This is a genomic window from Pseudodesulfovibrio profundus (assembly GCF_900217235.1).
Classification (GTDB): Bacteria; Desulfobacterota; Desulfovibrionia; order Desulfovibrionales; family Desulfovibrionaceae; genus Pseudodesulfovibrio; species Pseudodesulfovibrio profundus.
This window is the reverse complement of the sequence record NZ_LT907975.1, coordinates 642,863-666,141: the sequence shown is the minus strand read 5'-3', so window position 1 is coordinate 666,141 and position 23,279 is coordinate 642,863. Positions and strand designations below refer to the sequence as shown.

Genomic DNA, 23,279 nt, shown 5'->3' with positions numbered 1-23,279 from the left:
TACTAATCGCGCAGTACCGACGCGGTAATTTCCGCAACAGCCTCAAGGCTCGGGCAGACGTGGAAACCAGCCTGTCGCATGGCTTCCAGCTTACTTTCGATACCTCCACTTTTTTCCAGGATGGCTCCGGCATGTCCAAGGCGCTTGCCAGGAGGAGCGGTGCGTCCGGCAATGAATGAAATGACTGGTTTGTCGAATCCGGTTTCCTTTACATATTGCGCCAGATTCTCTTCTGCTGTCCCGCCGATTTCGCCAAGCACGACGACAGCCTTGGTTTCATCGTGATTGCGGAGCATATCAAACATATCAACGAAGTTTGTGCCAATGAATGGGTCTCCACCTATACCAACACAAAGCGATTGGCCGATGCCGCTCTCTGTCAGTCGTGCAGCAACCTCATAGGTTAACGTTCCGCTACGCGACAGAACAGCAACAGGACCGGGGGAGAATGGGATGGTGGGAAGAATTCCAATTTTTGTCTGTCCCGGAACGATAATTCCTGGTGTGTTGGGGCCTACAACTCGCGTTGGGCTTTCTTTGATTTGTTCGAAAGTCGATAACATGTCGTGTTGTGTGATGCCTTCGGTTATGCAGACAGCCCATGGAATTTCATTGCATGCAGCTTCTTGTATTGCATCTGCAGCCATACGAGGAGGAACGAAGATGATACTTGCACCGATTTCGTGAGCTCGTTTGGCGTCAGCGATGGAGTTGTAGACGGGAACTCCCAATACCTCCTGACCACCTTTGAAAGGGGTGACACCAGCGACAATGTTAGCACCGTATTCCTGCATGAGGCGAGTGTGCAGTTGTCCTTCGCGACCTGTAATGCCCTGTACAAGAATAGGAGTATCTTTCTGTATGCCAAAAGAAGCACTGGAAACATACCCGTTATTCTTGGGTCTTTGCTCGGGAGATTGGATATCGGGTGCAGGGAAAGAGACTGTAGGTGCACTGTCGGGCTTCAGGTCAGCGAGGATGTTGATTGCTGATTGCATGTCGGCGGCAAGGTGCAGATTGTCAACATTCAGGCTTTTGAGAATTTCCAACCCTGACTCGGCGTCTTTGCCAGACATGCGTGCAACGATCGGCTTTTTGGGGGCTTTACCATTCAATGCACCTTGCATGGCCAGCGCGACTTTTTCACAGGAGAGTATTCCACCGAAAAGGTTGATGAAAATAGCCTGAACCTGATCGTCACCGAATAGCAGTTCAAGTGCGGTTTGCATACGCTCTTGATCTGCAGCACCTCCAAGGTCAAGGAAGTTGCTCGCTGGCAGTTTGGAAAAGTTGAGTAAATCCATGGTGGCCATTGCCAATCCGGCTCCATTGACCATGAGGCCGACCCAGCCTGGCAGTTTGACAAAGGAAAGGCCTGCATCACGAGCCTCGTTCTCTTCTGGGCTGGCGTGTTCTCGCTGGTAGTATGCTTCCATATCCCTATTGATATCAGCATAGTTGTCATCGATTTCGACTTTGCCATCCAGAGCTAAGAATTCGCCTTCTCCAGTCAGGACCAGCGGATTGATCTCCGCCATGAGTAGCCCGTTGTCCAGTACACAGGAGAAAAGGTTGCTCAATAATTCTGCGAAGCTTTTCAGATATTCTTTTTCCAGATCAAGATGGAAGAATGCGGCGCGAATCTGATGAGGAGCAAGTCCACCGGGAAGTTTGATTTGCTGCACCAGAAGATTGTCGGCTCCCAGATTCTCGATCTCCACACCTCCTTCACGGCCGACTGTCAGCAATATGCACTTTAGCTCCCGAGAAACGGTAAAAGATATGTAGAACTCTCGCTGAATATCGGAAGCGGGTTCAACTCGTATGAAGGGGACGGAGTGGCCTTTTATTTCAAGATCGAACAGCTTTTTGGCCGTTGAAGAAAAATCTGCTTCATTGTCGACACGGAGTATGCCGCCAGCTTTACCTCTGCCACCGGTCAGAACCTGTGATTTAAGAAACCAGGGTGTCGAGAATTCTGGTTTGAAAGAGTCTTCCTGGCCGGGGTAGACAGAATGGCCTTCCGGTACAGGGATGCCGGCGCTGGCAAACAGTTTTTTGCTCTTGTGTTCATTAAGAAGCATGGGTCCCTCTTGGAATCTGTTTTTGTGATATTGGCGTTGTTGTATTACGTTTGGCCTATCGATATACAGAGCATCATATTGCTGCCCTTGAGGATAGTGGGTATATAAAGGAATATCGACAGAAGTGCTAGGAGTTCCCATGGATGATTTCAGAGATTACGCAGATCAGCTACAGCAGGAAGTTGTTTCGGAAATGGCTGAATCGTATTTTGGATCTCGAAAAGATCTCGAAGACAAGATTACTGCTTTCGAGCAGATGGTAGAAGAGTTTCGCTCAAATATTCCAAAACTATTCAGGGCGGCATCTCGCCTCCATATGTTGTTGCTGGATAAGGGAACGATCAGAGATTTTTATATTGCTCTGGACATCTTGCCATCCTGTATCCCTTTTGCTGATGAGTATAACTCTTCAACAAAGATACGGATTCCCTTTGCTTTTACTATGAAGGGGCGATACGAGCGGTGCCTTTGTCGAGCCTATCACCTGTTTCGGGAAGTAGCGGATGAGTACTTGAATGGTCACTACTTTGATGATCCAGAGAACCCCGGCAGAAAACGGCTGACAGTTCACTATCTGCGGCTTAAAGCGTTGGCAGAGTATATTAATGAAGAGGTAGAGCGAGTGAATAATGCTCTGCCGCCAAGTAGTGCGCTGGAATACGTTAAGCAAATGGATACGGTCCAAATGGAGCGGGAGAAGATAATGGGCGAAGCGTGCGAGGTGCAAGGGTGTGCCTTGGATAAAGATCTTCGTTTCCAGCCTATTGATTTTGAGGCTTATGAGCTTCCTGTTGTTCAGGACCTGCCTGCCTTAAAAACTGTTCAGCCAGCCATCATTTCATTTAGTCGAGATATTTATTCGGATCGAAAAGCAGATATTCTTGCATTGCTTGAATCGATAAAAGAATAAAAAAAAGCGACTTCAACAGCGGGATGCGTGTTGAAGTCGCTCAATCTGTCTGATCAGGGCTTAACCGTCTTTATTAATCTGGGAAATAATCTTGTTTAATACTTCGGACACTTCACTTTCTGCGACCTGACATGTTCCAACGGCCTTATGTCCGCCACCACCGAAAGACAACATAAGTTTACCCACGTCCGTCTTGCTGGTTCTGTTGGTTATGGAGTGTCCGACTGTGAGAACCACGTTCTGCTTTTTGAACCCCCATATGACTCGTATGCTGACGTTGCAGTCAGGGTACAGGGTGTAGATCATGAAGCGGTTGCCGCAGTAGATAGGGTCCTGACTGCGTAGATCTATGACAAGGGCATTGTCATAGACCGTCGTATTATCTTTGAGCATTTGGACGAAGTTGTCCTGGTCCTCGTAGTATTTGTCGATACGCTCTTTGACGTCAGGAATCTGCATGATTTTTTCAGCACTTAGAGTCCGACAGTACTCGATCATATCCAACATGAGCTGGTAGTTGCTGATCCGGTAGTTTCGGTATCTGCCAAGGCCGGTTCGCGGATCCATGATGTACCCAAGCAGAATCCAGCCTTCCGGTGCCGTGATGTCTTCAACGGAGAGTTGTGCTGAGTCGACCTTGTCTACAGCGTCGAGCATGGGGGTAAAGGCGTCGGGGAATTTGTCCGCTCCATAGTATTCATATATTACCCGCGCACAGCTTGGCAGAGGTTTGGATGCCCCTTCAAACTCAATGTTTCCCAGCCGTTCCATTTCACTGGTGTGGTGATCGAACCATAAGCCACATCCTTCAACATAGGGGACATTTGCCAAAACATCCTTCCGCCCGACTTCAACTTTTCCATCCTGCAAGTCTTTGGGATGGGCAAAGAGGTAATCATCGATAATTCCAAGGTGTTTGAGCAGGGTAGCGCAGACAAGACCATCAAAGTCAGACCGGGTGACAAGTCTCATGAAACAACTCCGTTATTAGATCATTGTGTTGGGACTGCGACACCTTACGCAGTAAGGCACAGTTAATTGATATTGTTATCTTCCAGGCGAAAAAAAGTCAAAACCCGAGCATTATTATTTGGGCTTTCTATTGATTTTCCCTGCGCGGAGTTCTCGGAGCCTAATCCCAGATTCCCTACCACGGTTCTGCCACTCTGGAGGAAGCGTAGTGGCAAGGATGGTTTGTAGATCTCTCTTGGCTATTTCAGAATAGTCGGTGCCTTGATTTGCTTTTACAAGAGAAAAAAATGCGTTGAATGTATCTGATAGATGCAGAGCCATGAGCAGGTCGACTCGAGTACCTGGTCGCAATTGAGTATACTGCCCACCAATCATATGCCACTTGCTCGCAATTGCACCTCCAGCAACATATACATTGGAGAGTCGAAGACGTTTTGCCAGGTTTTTCGCCATTGTAACCCCTGCGTAGTCATGGCCGTGATGTTTGGGGAGGTCTGGGGTGGGTGTCAGAGTTTTACCGAGATCGTGGCACAACCCCATCCAAGCGGCTAAAGGGTTACCTGCCAGTTTGTCCATTATGCGACAGGTGTGCTCAATGACATTTGTATCATGATATGCCGGTGGGCCTGCCGGGATTGTTTCAGCCGCAAGAAATTCCTCGAACCAGGGAGCAAGGCAATTGCTTTGGGTCAACAGGCGCAAATAGTTTCCTGGACGAGGAGCTGAAAGAGCTTTGACTGTTTCTTGACCAATTCGATCAGCGAACACGGAATCAAGCAGTTCCGCTTTGGCTACCTGTCGCATGGTGTCTATTAACGAAGGGTGAATCGAAAAGTCTGGAAAACGAGCTGCGAACCGTGCGGCTCTGAATACTCGAAGGGGATCATCTATGAATGATTGTTGAGAAGCGGGGCGTAGTGTTTTGCTTTTGAGATCTTCGAGCGCCTTCGGGTGGCAGTAGAGATCTCCGTTTTCATCCAGCAGCAGTGAATTGACAGTGAGGTCTCTGGACAGTAATTCTTCGTTGATGCTTTCGCCACGCGGAAAGGAAAATTCTTGCTTGTCGATGAGGTAAATAGGGAAGGCCCTACCAACCAACTGGGCGGACGGGTGTTTTTGCTCAAACTCCTTTTGGGTGACACCGGTTACCAGATAGTCTCTGTCTATAATCGTGTTTCCCAATAATAAATCGCGGACGGCTCCGCCAGCCAGATATATCTGCATTCAGAAATACTTAGCATAAGGTAAACCATGTTGCCACCAGGAATTTATTTGTGGGAAACGGGTGTTGAACCCATTGTTTCTCCTGTGACGATTGAGCAGGTTGCTGAATCGTGTAGCGGTTGGGCAAAGGATATAAACGATATGGGGCCATGGGGAGACCCTGTTGATATCAATGGTCACGGTGTTTTTCGTAAAAGTGGTCAACACTTGGACACCGTAGTCGTTGTCGTTGGAGAATGTTCTACGACGATGGAGGTTGCTAGATATCTGGCTGATGCTTCCCTGATTGACGAATGGGGGGCTGTTGTCAGTGTTGCTCAGCGGTCGGGCAGGGGGCAGATGCGCAGGCCGTGGGTTTCCCCTCCAGGAAATCTATATGTCTCTGTTCTTTTGCCAGAAATGCCTCAAAGTGGCCCATGGGAGTCAGCTCTTCCGCAGTTGCTCTCCTTGTATTGTGGATACGTCATTGCGAGTGCCATGGAGGTCGTGGGCGGAGCTCTACAAATCAAGTGGCCCAATGATTTGCTTCAGAAGGACAGGAAAGTGGGTGGAATGCTTATAGAGTCCGCCGGGACTTTAAATATTCTGGGGTTCGGACTTAACCTGGACTATTCTCCGCCAGACCAGCAAATGCGTGAAGATCGTGCGGTTCCAGCTGCAAAAATAGAGATTGATTCAACGGTGACAGGCCCTTTGAGCCTTTGGTGGCATCTTGTAAATCGGTTTAAAAACGTGTACGAAGATGTGCTCGACGAGTTGGACCCTCCTGAGTTTTTGTCCGCTTTATTGGATAAAATGGCCTGGGTTGGACATCGCGTTGAGATAAGAGAGAGCGGAGACATATCTTTTTATGCTGTCGTCGTTGGTGTTTCAACTGACGGCGGACTCATTATACGCAAAGCGGAAGGAGAAGCCGTTCTCTATTCCGGTTCTATTGCTCCTCTGTAGCCTCTGTCCAAAACGAGGTGAGGAGATGTTATTGTCATTTTTTTCAGGGAGAACAGTGATTTCCATGCAGCCGAAGTCCTTTGAAAAGGTACTTGAAGAGGTCAAGGGAAAGCGGATTTTAGTGGCTAACCGGGGAATTCCGGCTAGACGCATCTGTCGTTCCATTACAGAGATGTTCAACGCCAAGGCTATCATGACAGCCACAGACGTTGATAAAACTTCTCCCGCTTCCTCGGGTGCCAACGAACTGTTGTTGTTGGGATCGGACCCGCGCGCTTACCTTGACTTGGACAGGGTAATCAGAAAAGCCAAGGCAAATGATGTAGTCGCTATTCACCCGGGTTGGGGATTTGGTTCCGAGGATGATTCGTTCCCGGCTCGTTGCGAAAAAGCCGGCATCATTTTCATTGGCCCCCCGCAGGAGCCCATGCGCATCCTTGGCAACAAAGTCGCCGTACGAAAGCTTGCTTTGGAACAGGATGTTCCGGTCGTGCCAGGCTCGGAAGGTGCCGTTTCCATTCCTGAAGCTCGGGAGATAGCCAAGGAGATTGGCTTCCCGGTAATGCTGAAAGCCGAAGGTGGCGGTGGTGGACGAGGTATTTATGAAGTCTACAAGGATGAAGACCTGGAAAAAGCATTTTCCAAGGCATCCGCCCTTGCGCAGGCCTCTTTTGGCAATCCTCGTTTGTACGTTGAAAAATTGCTCACTTCTGTACGCCACATCGAAATTCAGGTTGTTGCCGATAAATATGGCAATGTTTTCTGTTTTGATGAGCGTGATTGCTCGGTGCAGCGAAACCACCAGAAACTTATTGAGATCACACCTTCTCCATGGCCGAAGTATTCCGAAGAACTTCGTGCACAGTTGAAAGAGTATTCCCGACGCCTCATCAGTGCTGTTGGATACTACTCCCTGGCAACTGTTGAGTTTCTCGTGGACGCAGATGGTGAACCGTACCTTATTGAAGTTAACACTCGCCTTCAGGTTGAGCACGGCATTACTGAGTGTCGCTACGGCATTGACTTGGTGGAAGAGCAGATTGCCATTGCTTTTGGGGCAGAGTTGCGTCTTTCAGAAGAAAAAAACAAGCCTTATCAATGGGCGTTCCAATGTCGTATTAACTGCGAGGATCCTCAAAAGAATTTTGAACCCAACTCAGGGCGTATTACTCGGTATGTTTCTCCGGGTGGACAGGGTATCCGTATCGATTCCTGTGTGGGGGACGGTTACCGCTTCCCCTCCAACTATGATTCCGCTGCTTCATTACTCATAGCATACGGTAATAGTTGGAATAAAGTTGTAGCTTTGATGAAGCGCGCTTTGCGCGAATACATGATCGGTGGATTGAAAACGACCATTCCCTTCCACCGGAAGATCATTGATCACGCCAAGTTCATTGAGGCAGATTACGATACTAATTTTGTTCGCCATAATTATGCAGAGTTGATGGACTACTCTGATCGCGAACCAGATTTCTTCCGTTTGACTCGTCTGGTCGCGGAAATCTCTGCCCTTGGGTACAACAAGTATATTCAGCTTGGAGAATACAGAGGCCGGGAAGACAAGCGGATTGGTCGTTTCCAGTTGGCTGAGTCTCCCGAGGTATCAAGCTGGTTTGAGCCACACATTACTCGTGGAATGGATCGCGATAGTATACTTGATACGCTCCGTAGCGATCGTGAAGCGGGCATTGTCCATATGACCGACACCACGACGCGGGATATCACACAGTCCAACTCGGGTAACAGGTTCCGCCAGGCTGAAGATGCCATTGTTGGGCCTTCGCTTGATAAGTGCGGCTTTTTCTCGCTGGAGAACGGAGGCGGGGCACACTTTCACGTGGCCATGCTCGCCAACATGACCTATCCATTCTCCGAAGCTGCCGAGTGGAACAAGTTTGCTCCCAATACTCTCAAGCAGATCCTTATTCGTTCAACGAATGTGCTTGGCTATAAGCCACAGCCCAAAAATGTGATGCGGTTGACCGGCGAAATGATCAACGAACATTACGATGTTATTCGTTGTTTCGATTTCCTCAACCACATCGAAAACATGCGGCCTTTTGCCGAGGTAGCCCTTAATTCAACGAAGAATATCTTTGAGCCGGCCATTTCATTGTCCTGGGCAAAAGGGTTTGATGTTGAGCGTTACCTGACAGTGACTTCTGAAATCATTCGGATGTGTGCTGATGTCGCCGGTGTGAGCGAGAAAAAAGCTGAGAAGATGATCATTCTCGGCTTGAAGGATATGGCTGGCGTATGTCCGCCGCGCTTCATGAAGGAGTTGATTGGCACCATTACCCAGAGGTATCCTGAACTGGTTGTGCACAGTCATCGTCACTACACGGATGGTCTTTTTGTCCCGACCATGGGGGCGGCAGCAAAGGCCGGTGCGCACATTGTTGATGTTGCGGTTGGTGCTTCTGTTCGCTGGTACGGGCAGGGTGAAGTCTTGTCCACCGCTGCATACATTGAAGATGAAATTGGTCTGAAGACGCATCTTGATAAGGATATGATTCGAGCTACGAACTTTAAGCTCAAGCAGATCATGCCTTACTACGATAAATACACGGCCCCTTATTTCCAGGGGATTGACCACGATGTGGTCAGACATGGCATGCCGGGTGGTGCAACGTCATCCTCACAGGAAGGAGCATTGAAGCAGGGATATATCAAACTGCTTCCGTACATGCTCAAATTCCTTGAGGGAACCCGCAAGATTGTCCGCTATCATGATGTAACTCCTGGTTCACAAATCACCTGGAATACGGCTTTCCTTGCCGTGACTGGAGCATATAAACGTGGCGGAGAGCGTGAAGTACGCCGTCTGCTCAACATTCTGGATGTCGTCAACCTCTGCAAAGAGGATGAACTGACGAGCCACGAACGTAGTGCGCGACTGGACTTGTATCGTGACTCCAATGATGCTTTCCGTAATCTGCTGCTTGGCAAGTTCGGCAAGTTGCCCCTTGGATTCCCTGCAGACTGGGTGTACCAGTCCGCATTTGGAAAAGGGTGGGAAACGGCTATCGCAAAACGGACAGAAGATTCACCTTTGATGACTCTGGCTGACGTTGATCTCGCTGCGGAAAAAGAAGCTCTTCAGAAACGTTTGCACCGTCAACCGAGTGAAGAAGAGTTCGTTATGTATCTCAATCACCCCGGTGATGCGATTACGACAATTGAATTCTGCGAGAAGTATGGAAACATCAACAATCTGCCCGTTGATATTTGGTTTGAAGGCCTGGAGAAGGGTGAAGTGCTCAACTTCCAGGGGAACTGCAAGAAACCGCATAGAATGCGTATTCTCGACATTTCCGAACCGGATGAGAACGGTATGGCAGTTGTTCGCTATGTGCTCGACTCTGAGATCATGAGTCATCAGGTCAAGGTGGCTGAACCTGACACAGGTTCCAAGGATGTTTTGGAGTTGGCTGACCCTGGCAATCCATTCCATGTCGGCTCTCCGAGCAATGGCGATCTTTGGGTTACCCATGTTCGTCCCGGCGATACCGTCAAGGTGGGCGAAGAGCTGTTTAATATATCCATCATGAAGCAGGAAAAATCTGTACTTTCTCCTGTTGATGGAGTTGTTCGTCGTGTCATCAAGTCGGCAAACTACACGGAAGATAAAAAGATGATTCCGGTAGTCGAAGGTGAACTGCTTGTTGAACTTGGGGCCACCGCTGGCGTATGTCCCACGTGTAAATCTGAAGTCCCGAATAGCGACTTCAATTTCTGTCCGACTTGTGGTCAGAAGATGTAAAAAATAATATTAATATAAAATTGGTCCAGTTCTAGCCAGCTAGAGTAATCTGGATTAGATAAAAAACACATTAAAGACTACCAAGGCATAAGACCTTGGTAGTCTTTGTTTTTTGTGGAAATATGATTTGAAATAATACAGTTTCATTGCTCAGAAATTGGTGTTTTGATGATATAATTGGACCATTGGTAGAACCAATAGTTTAATTGACTAACTGTTGGAATTACCTGTAAGCGGGGTCTACTTACTCATTGGGATTTAACTGTATTGTACTCAAAAAAACACTATTGGGATTCTAGACGATCATGAAAAATGAGCACTACTTGCTCAGCAAACATGACGGAATTCCAAGGAGGGCGAAATGGCCAAAACCCAGAAGAAGCCTGCTAAAAAGACTGCGACAGCCAGTAAGGCTGAAGCAAAGCTCGAACGGCTTAAACAACAATTGGTGCTCAATGGTGCCGAGATTAAGTCTATAGGAGAAGAAGCTGAACTCCTTGTCGGCGGTAAAAACTATAATACTGCCATCATCAGCCAGGTGCCGGGGATTCGTGCCCCTGAGTTTCGTGCTATTTCATCCCATGTTTTCCATACCATCCTTGATGAAACCAAGGTGAATGCAGCTGTAGTTCGGTCTACAGTAGACAAAGAATACAACAAGATTGATTGGGCTTCAGATGAGGTCAATCAGGATTCTGAATATCTTCAGCACTTTGTGCGTTTTGTCGGAAAAAAAGTTCGCGAAGAAACTGCGAAGCAGTCCGGCACACCGATCAAACTGCGAACCTTCATTAATAATGTAGTAGATGGATTCGCCACTTCTCCAGAAGGAATTGATCAGCTTCGAATGCGCTCTGTTTTGGTTCAGTCCGCTATCCTTTCTGTTGATCTGCCTAAAGAGATTGTTGACGAAGTCAAAGGTGCCTATCTTTCCATTTGTAAGGAAGCGGGCATGGATGACGTTCCCGTGGCCGTACGTTCTTCCGCAGCCGGTGAGGACAGCCGAAAGAAAGCTTTTGCAGGACTTCAGGATACCTATCTGAACATCGTAGGGGCAGAGACCTGTCTCGAAGCCTACCATTGGGATTGTGCATCCGCATACAACCTGCGTTCAATGACGTATCGTCGTGAAGCAATTCTGGATGCAATCACCAAAGCAGAAGAAACCGGTGACGATTCTATCGCTGAAATTGCAAAGCAGGAGTGGGCCATTGAGCACACCTCCTTGTCTGTTTGCATCATGCGCATGATTAATCCGGTTATTTCCGGTACTGCATTTAGCGCAGATACAGCAACAGGTTGCCGTGGAACGGATCGTAATGATCTGGTTTCCATCGACGCAAGTTACGGCTTGGGTGAGGCTGTTGTCGGTGGAATGGTGACACCTGATAAATTTTATGTATTCCAGCGTGATAGTGAACGCGAAGTCGTTATCCGCTACATGGGATGCAAGGAAAAGAAGATCGTCTACAAAGAAGACGGTAGCGGGACTCATGTCGTCAAGGTTCCTGAGAATGAAGTAAACCGTTGGGCATTGTCCATTGCGCAGGCTGAAATGGTTGCGCAGGGTGTACGGGCTATCTCGAAAGCTTATGATGGTATGATAATGGACACTGAGTTTTGTATCGACAAAACAGATCGTCTTTGGTTTGTCCAGGCTCGTCCCGAGACCCGCTGGAACGAAGACTTTGAGCAACATCCTGATACCATTTTCATGCGTCGTCTTGAAGTCGACAAGAAGGCTCTCGATAGCGCAGAGGTCATTGTAGAAGGTAATGGCGCATCTCGTGGCGCTGGTCAGGGTACAGTGAAATATCTCCGATCTGCGTTGGAACTTAACAAGATCAACAAGGGCGATATTCTTGCTGCCGAACGTACTGATCCGGATATGGTTCCCGGTATGCGTATCGCATCTGCCATCCTTGCGGATGTTGGCGGCGATACCAGCCACGCGGCCATCACATCCCGAGAGCTGGGAATCCCGGCTATTATCGGTATTCAGCGCTTGGAAGCGTTACGATCTCTTGAGGGCCAACAGGTGACTGTTGATGGTTCGCGCGGCAAAGTATACCGCGGAGAACTGCCCCTGGTTGAAGTTGGTGGAGAGATCAACGTCGCCGAACTGCCTCCGACGAAGACTAAAGTCGGCCTGATTCTGGCCGATGTTGGCCAGGCCCTTTTCCTTTCCCGTTTAAGAAATGTTCCTGATTTTGAGATCGGTTTGTTGCGTGCAGAGTTCATGCTCGGCAACATTGGTGTGCATCCTATGGCGCTTGAAGCCTACGATAAGGACACCCTGAACGACCTCGTGGAAGAGAAGCTCGCCGAGATGGACAAGCGACTCACCAAGGTGATGAAGGAGCAGTTGGCGGATGGTCTTATCCGTGTTCCGCTCAAGCTGCGTGAGTATGTCGGTCTCATTACCGGCCTTTCCAAGAAAATGGATTCCCTGGCAGAGCAGGAAGGTTCCCGTTCTACGGATGAGGTTCTTGCCATGCATCGTCAGCTCCGTGAAATGGATCATAAGCTTGATGATCACATTTCCATGGCAACTGACCGACTGGATGTGCTGAAAACATCCATTGACTTGGAAGCACACGTATCCGTCATTCTTGGCTACCACGATATGTTGGAGCCCATGCCCGAACCGCGTACGGAAGCTTGGCAGACTCGTCAGGAGCACGAGCGCATTGTTTGGGATTACGTTGAAAAGATCAAAGATGAGCCGGAAGTTGTTGCTTATCTGGATCAGGTAACCGCCATGCGTGAAGAAGTCGCGCTGAAGATGGGGCTCAAGTCCGAGATGGATGAAGTCGCCACGTTACCTGATCGTATTCGTAAGCTGCTCGAGTCTCGTGGTTATACGACTGGTAAAGAAAACTACATCCAGACCCTCTCGCAGGGACTGGCTCTGTTTGCCATGGCTTTCTATGGAAGCACGATTGTTTACCGAACCACTGACTTCAAGTCCAACGAGTATCGAAATCTGCTTGGTGGCTCCTTGTTCGAAGCATATGAAGATAACCCGATGATTGGATATCGTGGTGTTTCCAGAAATATCCATGACTGGGAACTGGAAGCCTTCAAGCTTGCTCGTGGTATCTACGGCGGCAAGAACCTGAGCATCATGTTCCCATTTGTGCGTACGCTGGAAGAAGCCCGGTCCATGAAGCGATACCTCAAGCAGGTTCACAACCTTGAGTCCGGAAAGGATGAGCTGAAAATTATCCTGATGGCTGAGATTCCGAGTAATGCCATCTTGTGCAAGGAGTTCCTCAAAGAAGTCGACGGATTCTCCATTGGATCCAACGATATGACGCAGATGGTACTCGCCACGGATCGTGATAATGCCAGCCTGCAGCACATCTACGATGAAGAGGACCCTGCGGTTGTGTGGGCGATCCTTTCTGCTATCTTTGCCGGTCAGAAGGTCGGCAAGAAGGTTGGTTTCTGCGGCCAGGGTGTAAGCAATAGTGTCATTCTGAGAGGCTTGGTAGCCATTGCTGGAATTGTGTCGGCATCGGTTGTTCCTGATACATACCACCAGACCAAAATTGATATGGCGGCTATTGAAGCTGAAAATATCAAAACCAGAGACTTGGGCGATTGGCTCAAAAAACAACATATGGTCAATCTGAATAAGTTGCTGGAAGCAAACAGTTACGGCCATATTCTTAAAAAATACAAATCTCCTGAAGACTTCATGGAATGGTATGAAGGCGAACTTGATCGCTTTAGCGAACAGCTTCGTGAACATATGGAGACACCCAAAGAAGAGTTCTATCGCCAGGAAATGGAACAGTTCCGTGGAACTTTCCACAAGCCGGTAATTTATGCCTGCTGGGATTGGAACAACACTGTCGTCGATGCCATGCATCACGCTGGATTTGAATCCTTTGATGAGCAGGAAGCCGCACTCGCAGCCCAGCGAGAAAAAGAGTGGTAGAGTAGGGACTAAATATGAAAAAAGAGGCTTCGTCTAAGACGAAGCCTCTTTTTTTGATCAACTAAAAGGATTTTGCAATCTCGATAGCCTGATTGATGGCTTGTTCTTGTGCTTTTAGGGCGGCGTCAGGTCCTCCTGCCAACGTTGGCTGGACAGTGACTGACTGTATGTCGGTGATACCAATGAAACCAAGATAGTGTTTTACATAGGATGCTTGGAAGTCAAAAGCTGACCCATCTTCATATGCTCCACCACGAGAATAGGCGATAAATGTTTTAGCGCTCACTAAGCCCTCATAGCCATTGGGACCAACCTGGAACGTGTAGGTTGGCTGAGCTATGATATCCATAAAGTGTTTGAGCTTATAGGGTATGGAAAAGTTCCACATAGGTATTGCGAAGACGAGTTTGTCAGCCTTTTTAAAATCATGGATTACTGTTTCCACAGCACTCCATTTTTCCTTTTCGCTATCAGTGAACTCTCGGCCATGCATGATATTGTATTTGCCAACCAAAGTGTCGTTGTCCAGCTCGGGAAGGCTCATTTCATGTAGCTTATAAATTTGAATATTCGCTTTCTCGTCTACTGTTTTCAGTGTGTTTACGAAAGCGTCTGCTACTGCAAGCGAGTGAGATCGAGCTCCTCGCGGAGATGCCTGAATGTAAATGATATTGCTCATGCTGCCTCGCTAGATATTAAACGACTTTGTCAGTGATGCTGCCCATGCCGTCCATTATGGACGTATTGATTGCATGGGAAATATCGATATCTGTGCCAGTTGAACTGAAGTCGGTTCCAGTGCCAAGGAAGTCTGTCGTGCGAGATGCTATCTCTGCTCCTGCAACAGCGTGCTCCATTGTATCTGGACCGCCTTCATTAAAGCCGGAAATAGCTGTGCTTGAGCTATCTTGCATCGACTCTGTCCCTGAAGCCAGGTTCTCCATGGCCATTGATGCAGGCGTGATGGCGGAAATGCTGAAATCGGACATACTTTCCTCCTGTGATTCCTTAACTCATAATATGCCTTACCCATATGGGTAAGGCAAGTGCATTAGAGAAACACGGAAAGCCCTTTACCTATCAGGCAAAGGGCTTGAGTGTCCGAAATTGGCTGCCGGCTATTATGAAATCTTGTCCAGAAAACCCCGTTCGAGATTCTTTAACGACTTGGAGAGCTTCAGGAGGTCGTCTTCCGGGATCTTTCGTATGGTCTTTCCGTCACTGTCGACAATTTCGACTTGGACGGTTTCACCTTCTTCAAGAACATTGAACTTGAGGTTGATATCCTGTTGTTCCAAGTGCTCCTGGGCTTCCTTGATGATGGAATCAAGGTGTGCCTTGTCAAAGTGTTGCTCACCAGAACTGTTTGAGTTTGCTCCATCCTGCTTTGACGCGGCAGCGGGGACAGTTCTGACTGAACCTTGGTCCGGGGCAACCCTGTCCTCGGTTTGGACACGGGTTACGTTCTCCGAACGTACGTTCTGCTTTATGTCATTGGATATTTCGGGGATATTCATGGGCTCCCTCCCTGGTGTTACACGAATCATCCCAACCTAATTCGCCTTCTATGGTCTTGTTATCGGCAACTTTGCGCCTTTCTTTAGGGGTAATTCCTTTTATTATTAAGAATAGGCTAATCTATTAGAAAAACTAAATGGATTGACTGTAATACGTAATTGAACTATGGTTACAAACTCTAAAAATAGTCTGTCATATAGGGGTGTTCAGAGACTGTTGTCGATAATTCTTGATGGAGAAGCCTTAGGCTAATGCCTTTTTATTTGAAGCATCACTTTGATCCACTTGTGGATGAGATTCGTCTTAAGCCGCAAGAGCAGGATGACGGTAGCGTCGACCACTACGAGTTGAATTATATTCAAAACGTTGAAGCCGGTGCTTTACTTGCAGAGTGGGTTGATCCTGAGACTGTTGACTCGAGCGAATATGATGAACGGTTTCTGTTCTCGGAGAAGCGTTTTCCTGCCGGTCGAGGGACTGGCGTTAAGCGACGCGAGCCCGACAAGTTATTTGCCGCAGTGAATGGGTGCGTGCTGTATGATAATGATAAAATTATTGTTAAGCGCAATCTGACTCTTTTGGAGGATATCGATTTTAGAATCGGGAACATTCACTATGTAGGCGATCTTATCATTGGCGGCGCTGTTCGCACCGGATTTTCTGTTCATGCCAATAATATTTCCGTCCAGGGGCAGGTAGAAGGTGCCCACATAGAAGCATTAAACGACCTCAATTGTCGAGGGGGCGTAAAAGGTGGCAAGTCGGCAATGCTGGAAGCAGGGCATTCAATAAAGGTATCATTTTGCGAGTTTGGCACAATGAAAGCCGGAGAGGATGTCATGGTAAAAGGTTCTCTCATGCATAGTCGCGTATACGCGGGTAAACGTCTGGCAGTTGGGGGACGGCTGACTGGCGGAGATTATTTTTCACATGACTATATCTACGTTGGTGAGCAATTGGGAGGTGGGCTTGGAACCGACACATCTTTAGTGGTCGGTTATGATCCTGTCTTGTTGCACGCAGATGAAGAGTATAATCAGCGTATTAAACAACTTCATAAAGACATCGCACTTTATGAAAAATTGTTGAATAAGAATGATGAGCATAAAGAGGAGCTGACAATCAAGAAGGATTCAGCCCAGAAAGAGCTCAGCTTATTGAAGAAATTGAAGAAGAAACTGTGGGAAGGCATTCGGGAATCCGAGAACTTAGATCGCTGTAAGATTCTAGTGACGGGAGTGGTCAAGCCTGGGGTTGAGATCAGTATCGGATCCGCATTCCTCAAAGTGGATGATTTTCTTGAAGACGTATATTTCTATTATGATAATAATGAAGTAAAAATCGGCACAACTGCCAAAAAACTATAAGATAGCTTATGGATATTGCAACGTTAATAGGTCTCGTCGGTGCATTTGGGCTTGTCTTTACCACCATTTTCATGGGTGGTAATGCTGCTGGTTTCCTCGATATACCTTCGATAGTCGTTGTTGTTGGAGGCACTTTTGCCGTTACATTCGTCATGTTTCCAATGGGGACGGTCATCGGCACAATCAAAGTCGGTTTGAAGACGCTTCTATTCAAATCGAACGATCCGCAGGATATTATTCGCCAGATAACGACATTGGCCGATACTGCCCGTAAAGAAAGTCTGGTTGCACTGGAAAAGGTCAACATCGATAATGAATTTCTCAAAAAAGGGGTCATGCTGGTTGTTGATGGCTCCAGCGAAGCGCTTGTGCGAAACGTCATGGAAATTGAACTCGAATTCATGAAACAACGCCATAGACAAGGGCAGGCAGTCTTTAAAGGCATGGGGACCATGGCTCCTGCGTTTGGAATGATCGGAACCCTTATTGGTCTTGTGAACATGCTGTCCAACCTTTCAGACCCCTCCTCAATTGGTCCGGCTATGGCCGTTGCCCTTTTGACGACGTTTTATGGTGCAGTCATGGCAAACTGTGTTTTCCTGCCCCTTGCCACAAAACTTGAAGAGCGCTCAATCGAAGATGCGTTATATATGCAGATCATGATTGAAGGGGTTTCGTCTTTGCAGCGTGGAGACCACCCGTCAGTCGTCAAAGAAAAGCTTGAAGCCTTCCTGGCCCCCGCCATGCGTGAAAACGCAGCGTAAAGCAAAGAAGCATCATTATGGCTGAAAAGGCAGAAGAACAAGTTCAAAGAAAGCCTCCTGAGGAACCCAAAGGGGATGAAGGGCTGCCGGCATGGATGGCCACCTTTGCCGACATGGTGACCTTGTTGCTTTGCTTCTTTGTTCTGCTGTTATCTTTTGCCGAACAAAGCGAGCAAAAGTATCGTGATGCTTTAGGCTCTATCAAGGGCGCCTTTGGCGTTAAGGAACTAAGAGCCGTATCAGATGATATGGCTGAATTTAATACCAGCAAGACAGCCAAGGAAATGGCTGCAAAGATATCACATGACGAGCGCCTTTTGTTGGGTGTGATCATGCGAATCAAATCCCTGCTTGAAGACCAGGATGTGGAGATCAAGGAGGGGACCGGCGTTACTGCTGATCGTGATGGCGTTATCTTCAGTGCCAATTCCTCATCTATGTTTAAGCCTGGGACGGCAGAGTTGACAGGGAATGCCGACACAATTCTAGATAATGTCATCAAAGTCTTGAAAGATTATAAATTAAATCTTGTTGTACGAGGGCATACTGATGATCGCCCGATATCCACACGAAAGTTTCCTTCTAATTGGGAGTTGTCTGCTGCTCGAGCGGCAGTGGCTCTCGATTATATAGTAAATAAGGGCGGTATAGAAATCAGTAGGGCCAAAGCTGTTGGATATGCCGATACAAGGCCTTCTGCACCGAACGACACACCAGAGAACAGAAAAAAGAATCAACGGGTAGAGTTCTACCTTCATATGCCGCAGCGGGATGCGTGGTAATTGGTCATGGCTGAAGAGCAAGTAGAAGAACAAGCGGGTGGGGTTAAGTCTGCGCCACCGAAAAAAGAGGAAGGCATTCCAGCATGGATGGCTACATTTGCCGACATGGTGACATTGCTTCTCTGTTTTTTCGTTTTGTTGTTGTCTTTTACCAATCAGGACATCACCAACTTCCGACTCATGATGGGCTCGATTCAAGAGGCCCTCGGAGTTCAGTTGGAAGATGAATCAGCCCTGGCGACCCCTTACGCTGAGTCGAACTTCAAAGAGCGTAGAAGTGTTCGGGAAAACCGGGAAATTGTTGAGTTGGGCGCTAGGCTGAGAAAGTTTATACGAGCCAAGGACCTAACCAATATGGCTCGAATCAGTAGTGATAAATCCGGTGTGATGTTGCGTTTTGATAACAGTGTAATGTTTCGTAAGGGAACAGCCGAATTGAATCCTCAAGCCCGAGAAGCTATTGCAGTTGTCATACATGGACTTGAAAATAAGAACTTCAACCTTGTTATCCGTGGGCATACTGATGGTGAACGTCCAGAATCTGACTTGTTCTCTTCGAACTGGGAGTTGTCTGCCGCTCGAGCAGCCCGCTGTTTGCGGTATATTCTTGATAACTCTGAAATAGAATCCACACGGATGAAGGCTGTTGGCTATGCCAGTGCAAAGCCTATTTTGCCCAGTACTACTGAAGCGAATAAGCGTATCAACAGGCGGGTTGATTTCTTTTATCTGCCCGTTGGACGAAGCAAGTGGTAGTTGAAAAAACTACTTACTGCTAGTGAACACACCTGTTACTCTTATTGCCCTTCATTAAGATTTAACTTCTCCAATGCAGCATACAGTTGGTCACTCGTTACCGGCTTGGAAATGTAGTCATTCATTCCCATTTTTAAAAATTTATCTCTGTCTCCAGGCATTGCGTGAGCAGTGAGTGCGACAATTGGTATGTCTGATAGGTGGGCCATATCTTTCGATTGACGAATGATATTGGTTGCTTCAATCCCGTCCATGATTGGCATCTGAATATCCATGAAGACACAGTCGTATTCAGCTTTCTTCAATGCTTCTAAGGCTTTTTTCCCATTATCCACACAGGTGGGGGAGTGTCCCATTTTTTGAAGCATTCTGCTGATAGCTATTTGGTTGACCCTGTCGTCCTCTACTATCAGGATCGTATACCTTCCGTGATCATCCTTATTAAGGTTTTTATTGACCGAAAGTTGGGCCATTTGTTCTTTGCTTGGCACTTTCAATTGAAGTGTCACGAACATAGTTGTTCCTTCGCCAAGATCACTATCAACAGTAATTGTTCCATTCATGTGGGTTACAAGGTTTTTAACAATGCCTAGCCCTAAACCTGTGCCTTGGTAACGTCGCGTGTATGTTCCGTCGACTTGTGTAAATGACTCGAATACATAGTTTATCTTGTCGGCAGGGATGCCTATTCCAGTGTCGGCAATTGTGAACAACACTACGATAACATCGTCTTTGGGTCTGATTGGAAGCTTTTGAATGTGAACATGTATTGAGCCGTCTTCAGTAAATTTGACTGAATTGCCAACGAGATTGAAGAGGATTTGACGTATCCGTACTTCATCGCCGATCAAATGAGCTGGAAGGCCGGGTTCAACTTCCATAGTAAGATCAACATTCTTGGAAAGAGCCGAATGCTTGAAGAATTTATAAATGGTCTCAAGTATCTCGTGTAATGAGAACAGTTGACCATGCAGGATGAGCTTGCCAGCTTCGATTTGTGCGATGTTAAGGATGTCATTAATAACATTAAGCAAAACTTTACTCGAGCTGATGGCTGTATCGAGATACTCAAATTGCTCTGTGGTGAGCTTTGTGTCTCGTGTGAGCTGGAGCATACCCAGAATTCCATTGAGTGGGGTACGCAGTTCATGGCTCATGTTCGTAAGGAACTCGGTTTTAGCCTGGTTTGCAGATTCAGCATCCTGCTTGGCCTTGACCAGCGCTGTTTGAATGGCTCTGCTTTCCGTAATATCTTCAGCGATACCAACCATTCGAACACGTATTCCCTTGTCATCATATACAGGAAAAGCCTGAGCTCTTACCCATCTCTGGTTGCTGGTAGGAAGAAGTATCTTGAATTTTTCATCTACTATCTTCCCATCGGTGCGTAATGCGTTGAAAGCGTCTGTCACACGAAAGCGGTCAGAAGTGGGTTCAGGAAACTGGACCACGAGCTAAGGTGGACGTAAGAAGCCCAAAGGAGGCTTTTGATGTCCAGGAAAAGAAGGAACTTTACCGCCGAATTCAAGACCCGTGTCGCGTTGGATGCCTTGTCCGGCGAACACACCCTGTCCGAGCTCGCCAGCAGGTACGGCGTGCATCCCAACCAGGTTTCCCAGTGGAAGAAGCAGGCCAAGGAGCAGATCGTAGCTGGCTTTGCGGGCAAGGCCCAAAAGACCCAACAAAGCGATGAGGCCCGGATAAAAGAGCTTCACGCCAAGATCGGCCAGCTCACGGTGGAGAAGGATTTTTTGCAACAAGCCTTCGCAAAGATATGAGCTGCGAGCGAAGGCGAGACATCGTCGACAAGGGGCATCCGATGCTCAGTGTTCGACGGCAGTGCGAAATCCTCAAGCTGCACCGCTCAACGTACTATTACCAGCCGATCGGCGAGTCCGCGTCCAACTTGGCGCTCATGAAGCGCATCGACGAGTTGTTCCTGGAGTTGCCGTTCTTCGGCTCCCGGCAGATGCGCAACATCCTGCGCGATGAGGGCCATCAACTCGGGCGCAATCGCGTCCGGCGGCTCATGCGCAAGATGGGGTTGATGGCGGTCTATCAGAAGCCGCGAACCAGCCAGCCTCATCCGCAGCACAAGACGTATCCGTATCTGCTGCGCGGCAAGGCGATCACGAGGCCGAACCAGGTGTGGTGCGCCGACATCACGTACATCCCGATGAAGCGGGGCTTCCTGTACCTCGTGGCGATCATGGACTGGCACAGCCGCGCGGTGCTCTCCTGGCGGCTGTCGAACACCATGGAAGCGGACTTCTGCGTGTCCGCCCTGGAGGAGGCCCTGAACCGCTACGGCGTGCCCGAAATCTTCAACACGGACCAAGGCTCGCAGTTTACGAGCTACGAGTTCACACGGACGCTCCGGGAAGCCGGAGCCCGCATCTCCATGGACGGCCGCGGCCGCTGGATGGACAACGTCATGATCGAACGCCTGTGGCGATCACTGAAATACGAATGCGTGTATCTGCGGGAATTGGAAACGGGAAGCGAGTTGCGGCAGGCCCTGGCCTGGTGGATCGATTTCTACAACAACCGCCGCCCACACAAGGCGTTTGACGGCAGAAAGCCGATGGAGATATATCAGGAAGGCCCCAAGCCAGAGGGGGTACCCCCTCTGGCTTGGCCCCACAAGGCGGCGTAGCCTATGAAACTGTCCACCTTAAATTCGCCGCTGACTGGTCCAAGGAAGTGAACCCACTTCTGTCTTCAGCATCAATCGCCATGAAAAACGTATCCGCATTTTCATACAGGGATTCTCTGGTACGCCCCCAAATTATTTCATACGAAGGGCTGACATAGATGATTTTTTCGTTATCGAAATCGGAAATCCAAAAAACTTCATGGATATTTTCGACCAACTGGCGAAACCGTTCTTCGCTTTCTTTATTAGTCTGCTCTCTGGCGTTGATGCGTTGAAGCATGTCATTGAATCTGTCTTCAATGACAGACAGTTCTTTGAATTGCTCCAACTGGCTACTGACGTTTTCATACTGACCTTGAGCTGTTAGCTCAATTGAATCCGTGAATGCCGCAAGGGGCTTAACAATGGATTCTCGCAATTTATATTGTAGTAGATGAGCGAAAATAAAAAACAGGCTCAAGATGATTGTCAGTAGGGCGAAAAGAGGGGCGAGAACTGGCAAGAAAACATCTTTAACAGGCTGAGACCTCAATAAAAGCCAATTATTTGGCTGGATAGAAGCCAATGTCCCATAATAGTAGGTGCCTTCAGATTCATACAGTGCTGTGTGGTTTCCTTTTTCTCTGAAATCGCGGATGATACTTAAGTGACCAATATTCTCTTGAGTCACTACTTTGCTATAGTCTGGATGGGATATGAGGTTGCCATAGTAGTCGCACAGAACCAGTTTTCCCTCTCCAGAAGGAAGCATGTCGGTGAAATGTTCATTGAGAGACTTTATGCTGAGTTCTCCAATGAGAATATTGCCGTTTGTCATGCGCATACCAATATACACGACGACTTTGTGTGTAAGTGGAGAGTTTATTGGTTGGGAGAGTAATGTTGGTTCGTCAGAGACTTTGTCTATGAACGATTCCATGGATATCAGGGAGTCTACCTGGGGCGAGGTGGCCAAAAGCTTGCCATTTGGGCTTAGGTAAACGAGGCGTTCATAGTGTGGGTAGGCAAGAAGAAAATTGCTAAGGACCCAGTGAAACCAGAAGGGATCGTAACGAGTTATACTGGACGAAAGAGAAGCCAGGGCAGATTTTGCATCATTGGTTTGAGATACGACATGTTTGCTTAGAGCTTCAATGAGTACGGTGTTTTGTGATTGAAAATCTCTGCTTTTTTCGTAGGCTGCATAAATGCCGAGCAGCAGTATGATGCATATGCTTGGTATAAGCATCCAACTGTTCAGGTTCCGTTGAACTAACTGCCTTAATGATTCTGTCGCCATAATATTCAAGCCGTGGTTAGCGCATTTCTATTGTCCTGTACTGACCATTTTGAATAGTCGTAATGAAGATCTTTCTTTCAACGTCCCCATACTCATTCAGCCTAAAAGAATTGATGACCCCTTTGATGACAGGGCTTGGCGCTAAACTTTCGACAAGGCCTTTGGAGTTGCCGTTGGTTTTTCTCAGGCCTTCGGCCAACGCCAATACTGATTCATAACTAAATGCAGAAGCAAAGTTTGGAGTGGTCCCAAAGAAGTGGCCTCGGTTCTTCGGACCACTGAGCGACGATTTTAAGGTGGACACGTT

18 protein-coding genes are annotated in these 23,279 nt (G+C 47.8%); 9 read left to right on the top strand and 9 right to left on the bottom strand.

Annotated elements, in window-relative coordinates:
• Window positions 1–2: 2 nt before the first annotated feature.
• A complete protein-coding gene (gene sucD / locus DPRO_RS03235) occupies window positions 3–2,084 on the bottom strand; it encodes a succinate--CoA ligase subunit alpha (protein ID WP_097010766.1) in 2,082 nt (693 codons plus the stop codon).
• A gap of 139 nt (window positions 2,085–2,223) precedes the next feature.
• Here sucD and DPRO_RS03230 point away from each other — a divergent pair, with 139 nt between their 5' ends.
• Complete coding sequence (locus DPRO_RS03230; RefSeq protein ID WP_097010765.1) at window positions 2,224–2,994, top strand: hypothetical protein; 771 nt, start codon at window positions 2,224–2,226, stop codon at window positions 2,992–2,994.
• A gap of 60 nt (window positions 2,995–3,054) precedes the next feature.
• On the opposite strand, the gene DPRO_RS03225 is transcribed toward DPRO_RS03230, so the two are convergent.
• Window positions 3,055–3,966: an exopolyphosphatase gene (locus tag DPRO_RS03225; RefSeq protein ID WP_097010764.1), complete on the bottom strand. Its 912-nt coding sequence runs from the start codon at window positions 3,964–3,966 to the stop codon at window positions 3,055–3,057.
• Window positions 3,967–4,080: 114 nt separating this feature from the next.
• Window positions 4,081–5,190, bottom strand: a complete 1,110-nt coding sequence (locus DPRO_RS03220) for an HD domain-containing protein (RefSeq protein WP_097010763.1) — start codon at window positions 5,188–5,190, stop codon at window positions 4,081–4,083.
• Between the two features lie 27 nt (window positions 5,191–5,217).
• On the opposite strand from DPRO_RS03220, the gene DPRO_RS03215 reads away from it, so the two are divergent.
• The 3 genes from DPRO_RS03215 to DPRO_RS03205 all read left to right on the top strand — a co-directional run bounded on the left by DPRO_RS03215 (window position 5,218) and on the right by DPRO_RS03205 (window position 13,850).
• Window positions 5,218–6,138 (top strand): biotin--[acetyl-CoA-carboxylase] ligase, encoded by a 921-nt coding sequence (locus DPRO_RS03215; protein WP_097010762.1) that lies wholly within the window; start codon window positions 5,218–5,220, stop codon window positions 6,136–6,138.
• Between the two features lie 64 nt (window positions 6,139–6,202).
• Entirely contained in the window at window positions 6,203–9,904 is a 3,702-nt protein-coding gene (locus tag DPRO_RS03210; protein WP_097013627.1) for a pyruvate carboxylase, read from the top strand.
• Between the two features lie 361 nt (window positions 9,905–10,265).
• Window positions 10,266–13,850: a PEP/pyruvate-binding domain-containing protein gene (locus tag DPRO_RS03205; protein ID WP_097010761.1), complete on the top strand. Its 3,585-nt coding sequence runs from the start codon at window positions 10,266–10,268 to the stop codon at window positions 13,848–13,850.
• 61 nt (window positions 13,851–13,911) lie between these two features.
• On the opposite strand, the gene DPRO_RS03200 is transcribed toward DPRO_RS03205, so the two are convergent.
• The 3 genes from DPRO_RS03200 to DPRO_RS03190 form a co-directional block, all read right to left on the bottom strand.
• Window positions 13,912–14,529: an FMN-dependent NADH-azoreductase gene (locus DPRO_RS03200; RefSeq protein WP_097010760.1), complete on the bottom strand. Its 618-nt coding sequence runs from the start codon at window positions 14,527–14,529 to the stop codon at window positions 13,912–13,914.
• A gap of 16 nt (window positions 14,530–14,545) precedes the next feature.
• Window positions 14,546–14,839 (bottom strand): hypothetical protein, encoded by a 294-nt coding sequence (locus DPRO_RS03195; protein ID WP_097010759.1) that lies wholly within the window; start codon window positions 14,837–14,839, stop codon window positions 14,546–14,548.
• A 132-nt stretch (window positions 14,840–14,971) separates the two neighbouring features.
• Window positions 14,972–15,367, bottom strand: a complete 396-nt coding sequence (locus DPRO_RS03190; RefSeq protein WP_097010758.1) for a flagellar protein FlaG — start codon at window positions 15,365–15,367, stop codon at window positions 14,972–14,974.
• Between the two features lie 288 nt (window positions 15,368–15,655).
• On the opposite strand from DPRO_RS03190, the gene DPRO_RS03185 reads away from it, so the two are divergent.
• The 4 genes from DPRO_RS03185 to DPRO_RS03170 are packed head-to-tail and all read left to right on the top strand — an operon-like array spanning window position 15,656 to window position 19,037.
• Window positions 15,656–16,735 (top strand): FapA family protein, encoded by a 1,080-nt coding sequence (locus DPRO_RS03185; RefSeq protein ID WP_232005691.1) that lies wholly within the window; start codon window positions 15,656–15,658, stop codon window positions 16,733–16,735.
• A gap of 8 nt (window positions 16,736–16,743) precedes the next feature.
• Window positions 16,744–17,499, top strand: a complete 756-nt coding sequence (locus DPRO_RS03180; RefSeq protein ID WP_097010756.1) for a motility protein A — start codon at window positions 16,744–16,746, stop codon at window positions 17,497–17,499.
• 17 nt (window positions 17,500–17,516) lie between these two features.
• On the top strand, window positions 17,517–18,281 hold the full coding sequence (locus DPRO_RS03175; protein ID WP_097010755.1) for an OmpA/MotB family protein: 765 nt from the start codon (window positions 17,517–17,519) through the stop codon (window positions 18,279–18,281).
• 6 nt (window positions 18,282–18,287) lie between these two features.
• Window positions 18,288–19,037, top strand: a complete 750-nt coding sequence (locus tag DPRO_RS03170) for a flagellar motor protein MotB (protein ID WP_097013626.1) — start codon at window positions 18,288–18,290, stop codon at window positions 19,035–19,037.
• A 41-nt stretch (window positions 19,038–19,078) separates the two neighbouring features.
• Here DPRO_RS03170 and DPRO_RS03165 read toward each other — a convergent pair whose 3' ends face one another.
• Complete coding sequence (locus tag DPRO_RS03165) at window positions 19,079–20,449, bottom strand: PAS domain-containing hybrid sensor histidine kinase/response regulator (RefSeq protein ID WP_232005690.1); 1,371 nt, start codon at window positions 20,447–20,449, stop codon at window positions 19,079–19,081.
• Window positions 20,450–20,527: 78 nt separating this feature from the next.
• Between DPRO_RS03165 and DPRO_RS03160 the strand changes: the two genes are divergently transcribed.
• A protein-coding gene (locus DPRO_RS03160; RefSeq protein ID WP_097010545.1) for an IS3 family transposase occupies window positions 20,528–21,693 on the top strand; the annotation gives its coding sequence in 2 pieces (ribosomal slippage) (window positions 20,528–20,803 and window positions 20,806–21,693; 1,164 coding nt in all).
• A gap of 1 nt (window position 21,694) precedes the next feature.
• Here DPRO_RS03160 and DPRO_RS03155 read toward each other — a convergent pair.
• The gene (locus tag DPRO_RS03155) at window positions 21,695–22,972 is read right to left on the bottom strand and encodes a PAS domain-containing protein (protein ID WP_097010753.1); all 1,278 of its coding nucleotides are present in this window, start codon (window positions 22,970–22,972) and stop codon (window positions 21,695–21,697) included.
• Between the two features lie 16 nt (window positions 22,973–22,988).
• Entirely contained in the window at window positions 22,989–23,276 is a 288-nt protein-coding gene (locus tag DPRO_RS03150; protein ID WP_157917352.1) for a type 1 periplasmic-binding domain-containing protein, read from the bottom strand.
• Window positions 23,277–23,279 lie beyond the last annotated feature (3 nt).

What these genes read in the sequence shown, in the direction of transcription:
- sucD (WP_097010766.1), bottom strand. Translation starts at nt 2,084, where the DNA reads ATGCTTCTTAATGAACACAAGAGCAAAAAACTGTTTGCCAGCGCCGGC.
- DPRO_RS03230 (WP_097010765.1), top strand. Translation starts at nt 2,224, where the DNA reads ATGGATGATTTCAGAGATTACGCAGATCAGCTACAGCAGGAAGTTGTT.
- DPRO_RS03225 (WP_097010764.1), bottom strand. Translation starts at nt 3,966, where the DNA reads ATGAGACTTGTCACCCGGTCTGACTTTGATGGTCTTGTCTGCGCTACC.
- DPRO_RS03220 (WP_097010763.1), bottom strand. Translation starts at nt 5,190, where the DNA reads ATGCAGATATATCTGGCTGGCGGAGCCGTCCGCGATTTATTATTGGGA.
- DPRO_RS03215 (WP_097010762.1), top strand. Translation starts at nt 5,218, where the DNA reads ATGTTGCCACCAGGAATTTATTTGTGGGAAACGGGTGTTGAACCCATT.
- DPRO_RS03210 (WP_097013627.1), top strand. Translation starts at nt 6,203, where the DNA reads ATGCAGCCGAAGTCCTTTGAAAAGGTACTTGAAGAGGTCAAGGGAAAG.
- DPRO_RS03205 (WP_097010761.1), top strand. Translation starts at nt 10,266, where the DNA reads ATGGCCAAAACCCAGAAGAAGCCTGCTAAAAAGACTGCGACAGCCAGT.
- DPRO_RS03200 (WP_097010760.1), bottom strand. Translation starts at nt 14,529, where the DNA reads ATGAGCAATATCATTTACATTCAGGCATCTCCGCGAGGAGCTCGATCT.
- DPRO_RS03195 (WP_097010759.1), bottom strand. Translation starts at nt 14,839, where the DNA reads ATGTCCGATTTCAGCATTTCCGCCATCACGCCTGCATCAATGGCCATG.
- DPRO_RS03190 (WP_097010758.1), bottom strand. Translation starts at nt 15,367, where the DNA reads ATGAATATCCCCGAAATATCCAATGACATAAAGCAGAACGTACGTTCG.
- DPRO_RS03180 (WP_097010756.1), top strand. Translation starts at nt 16,744, where the DNA reads ATGGATATTGCAACGTTAATAGGTCTCGTCGGTGCATTTGGGCTTGTC.
- DPRO_RS03175 (WP_097010755.1), top strand. Translation starts at nt 17,517, where the DNA reads ATGGCTGAAAAGGCAGAAGAACAAGTTCAAAGAAAGCCTCCTGAGGAA.
- DPRO_RS03170 (WP_097013626.1), top strand. Translation starts at nt 18,288, where the DNA reads ATGGCTGAAGAGCAAGTAGAAGAACAAGCGGGTGGGGTTAAGTCTGCG.
- DPRO_RS03155 (WP_097010753.1), bottom strand. Translation starts at nt 22,972, where the DNA reads ATGGCGACAGAATCATTAAGGCAGTTAGTTCAACGGAACCTGAACAGT.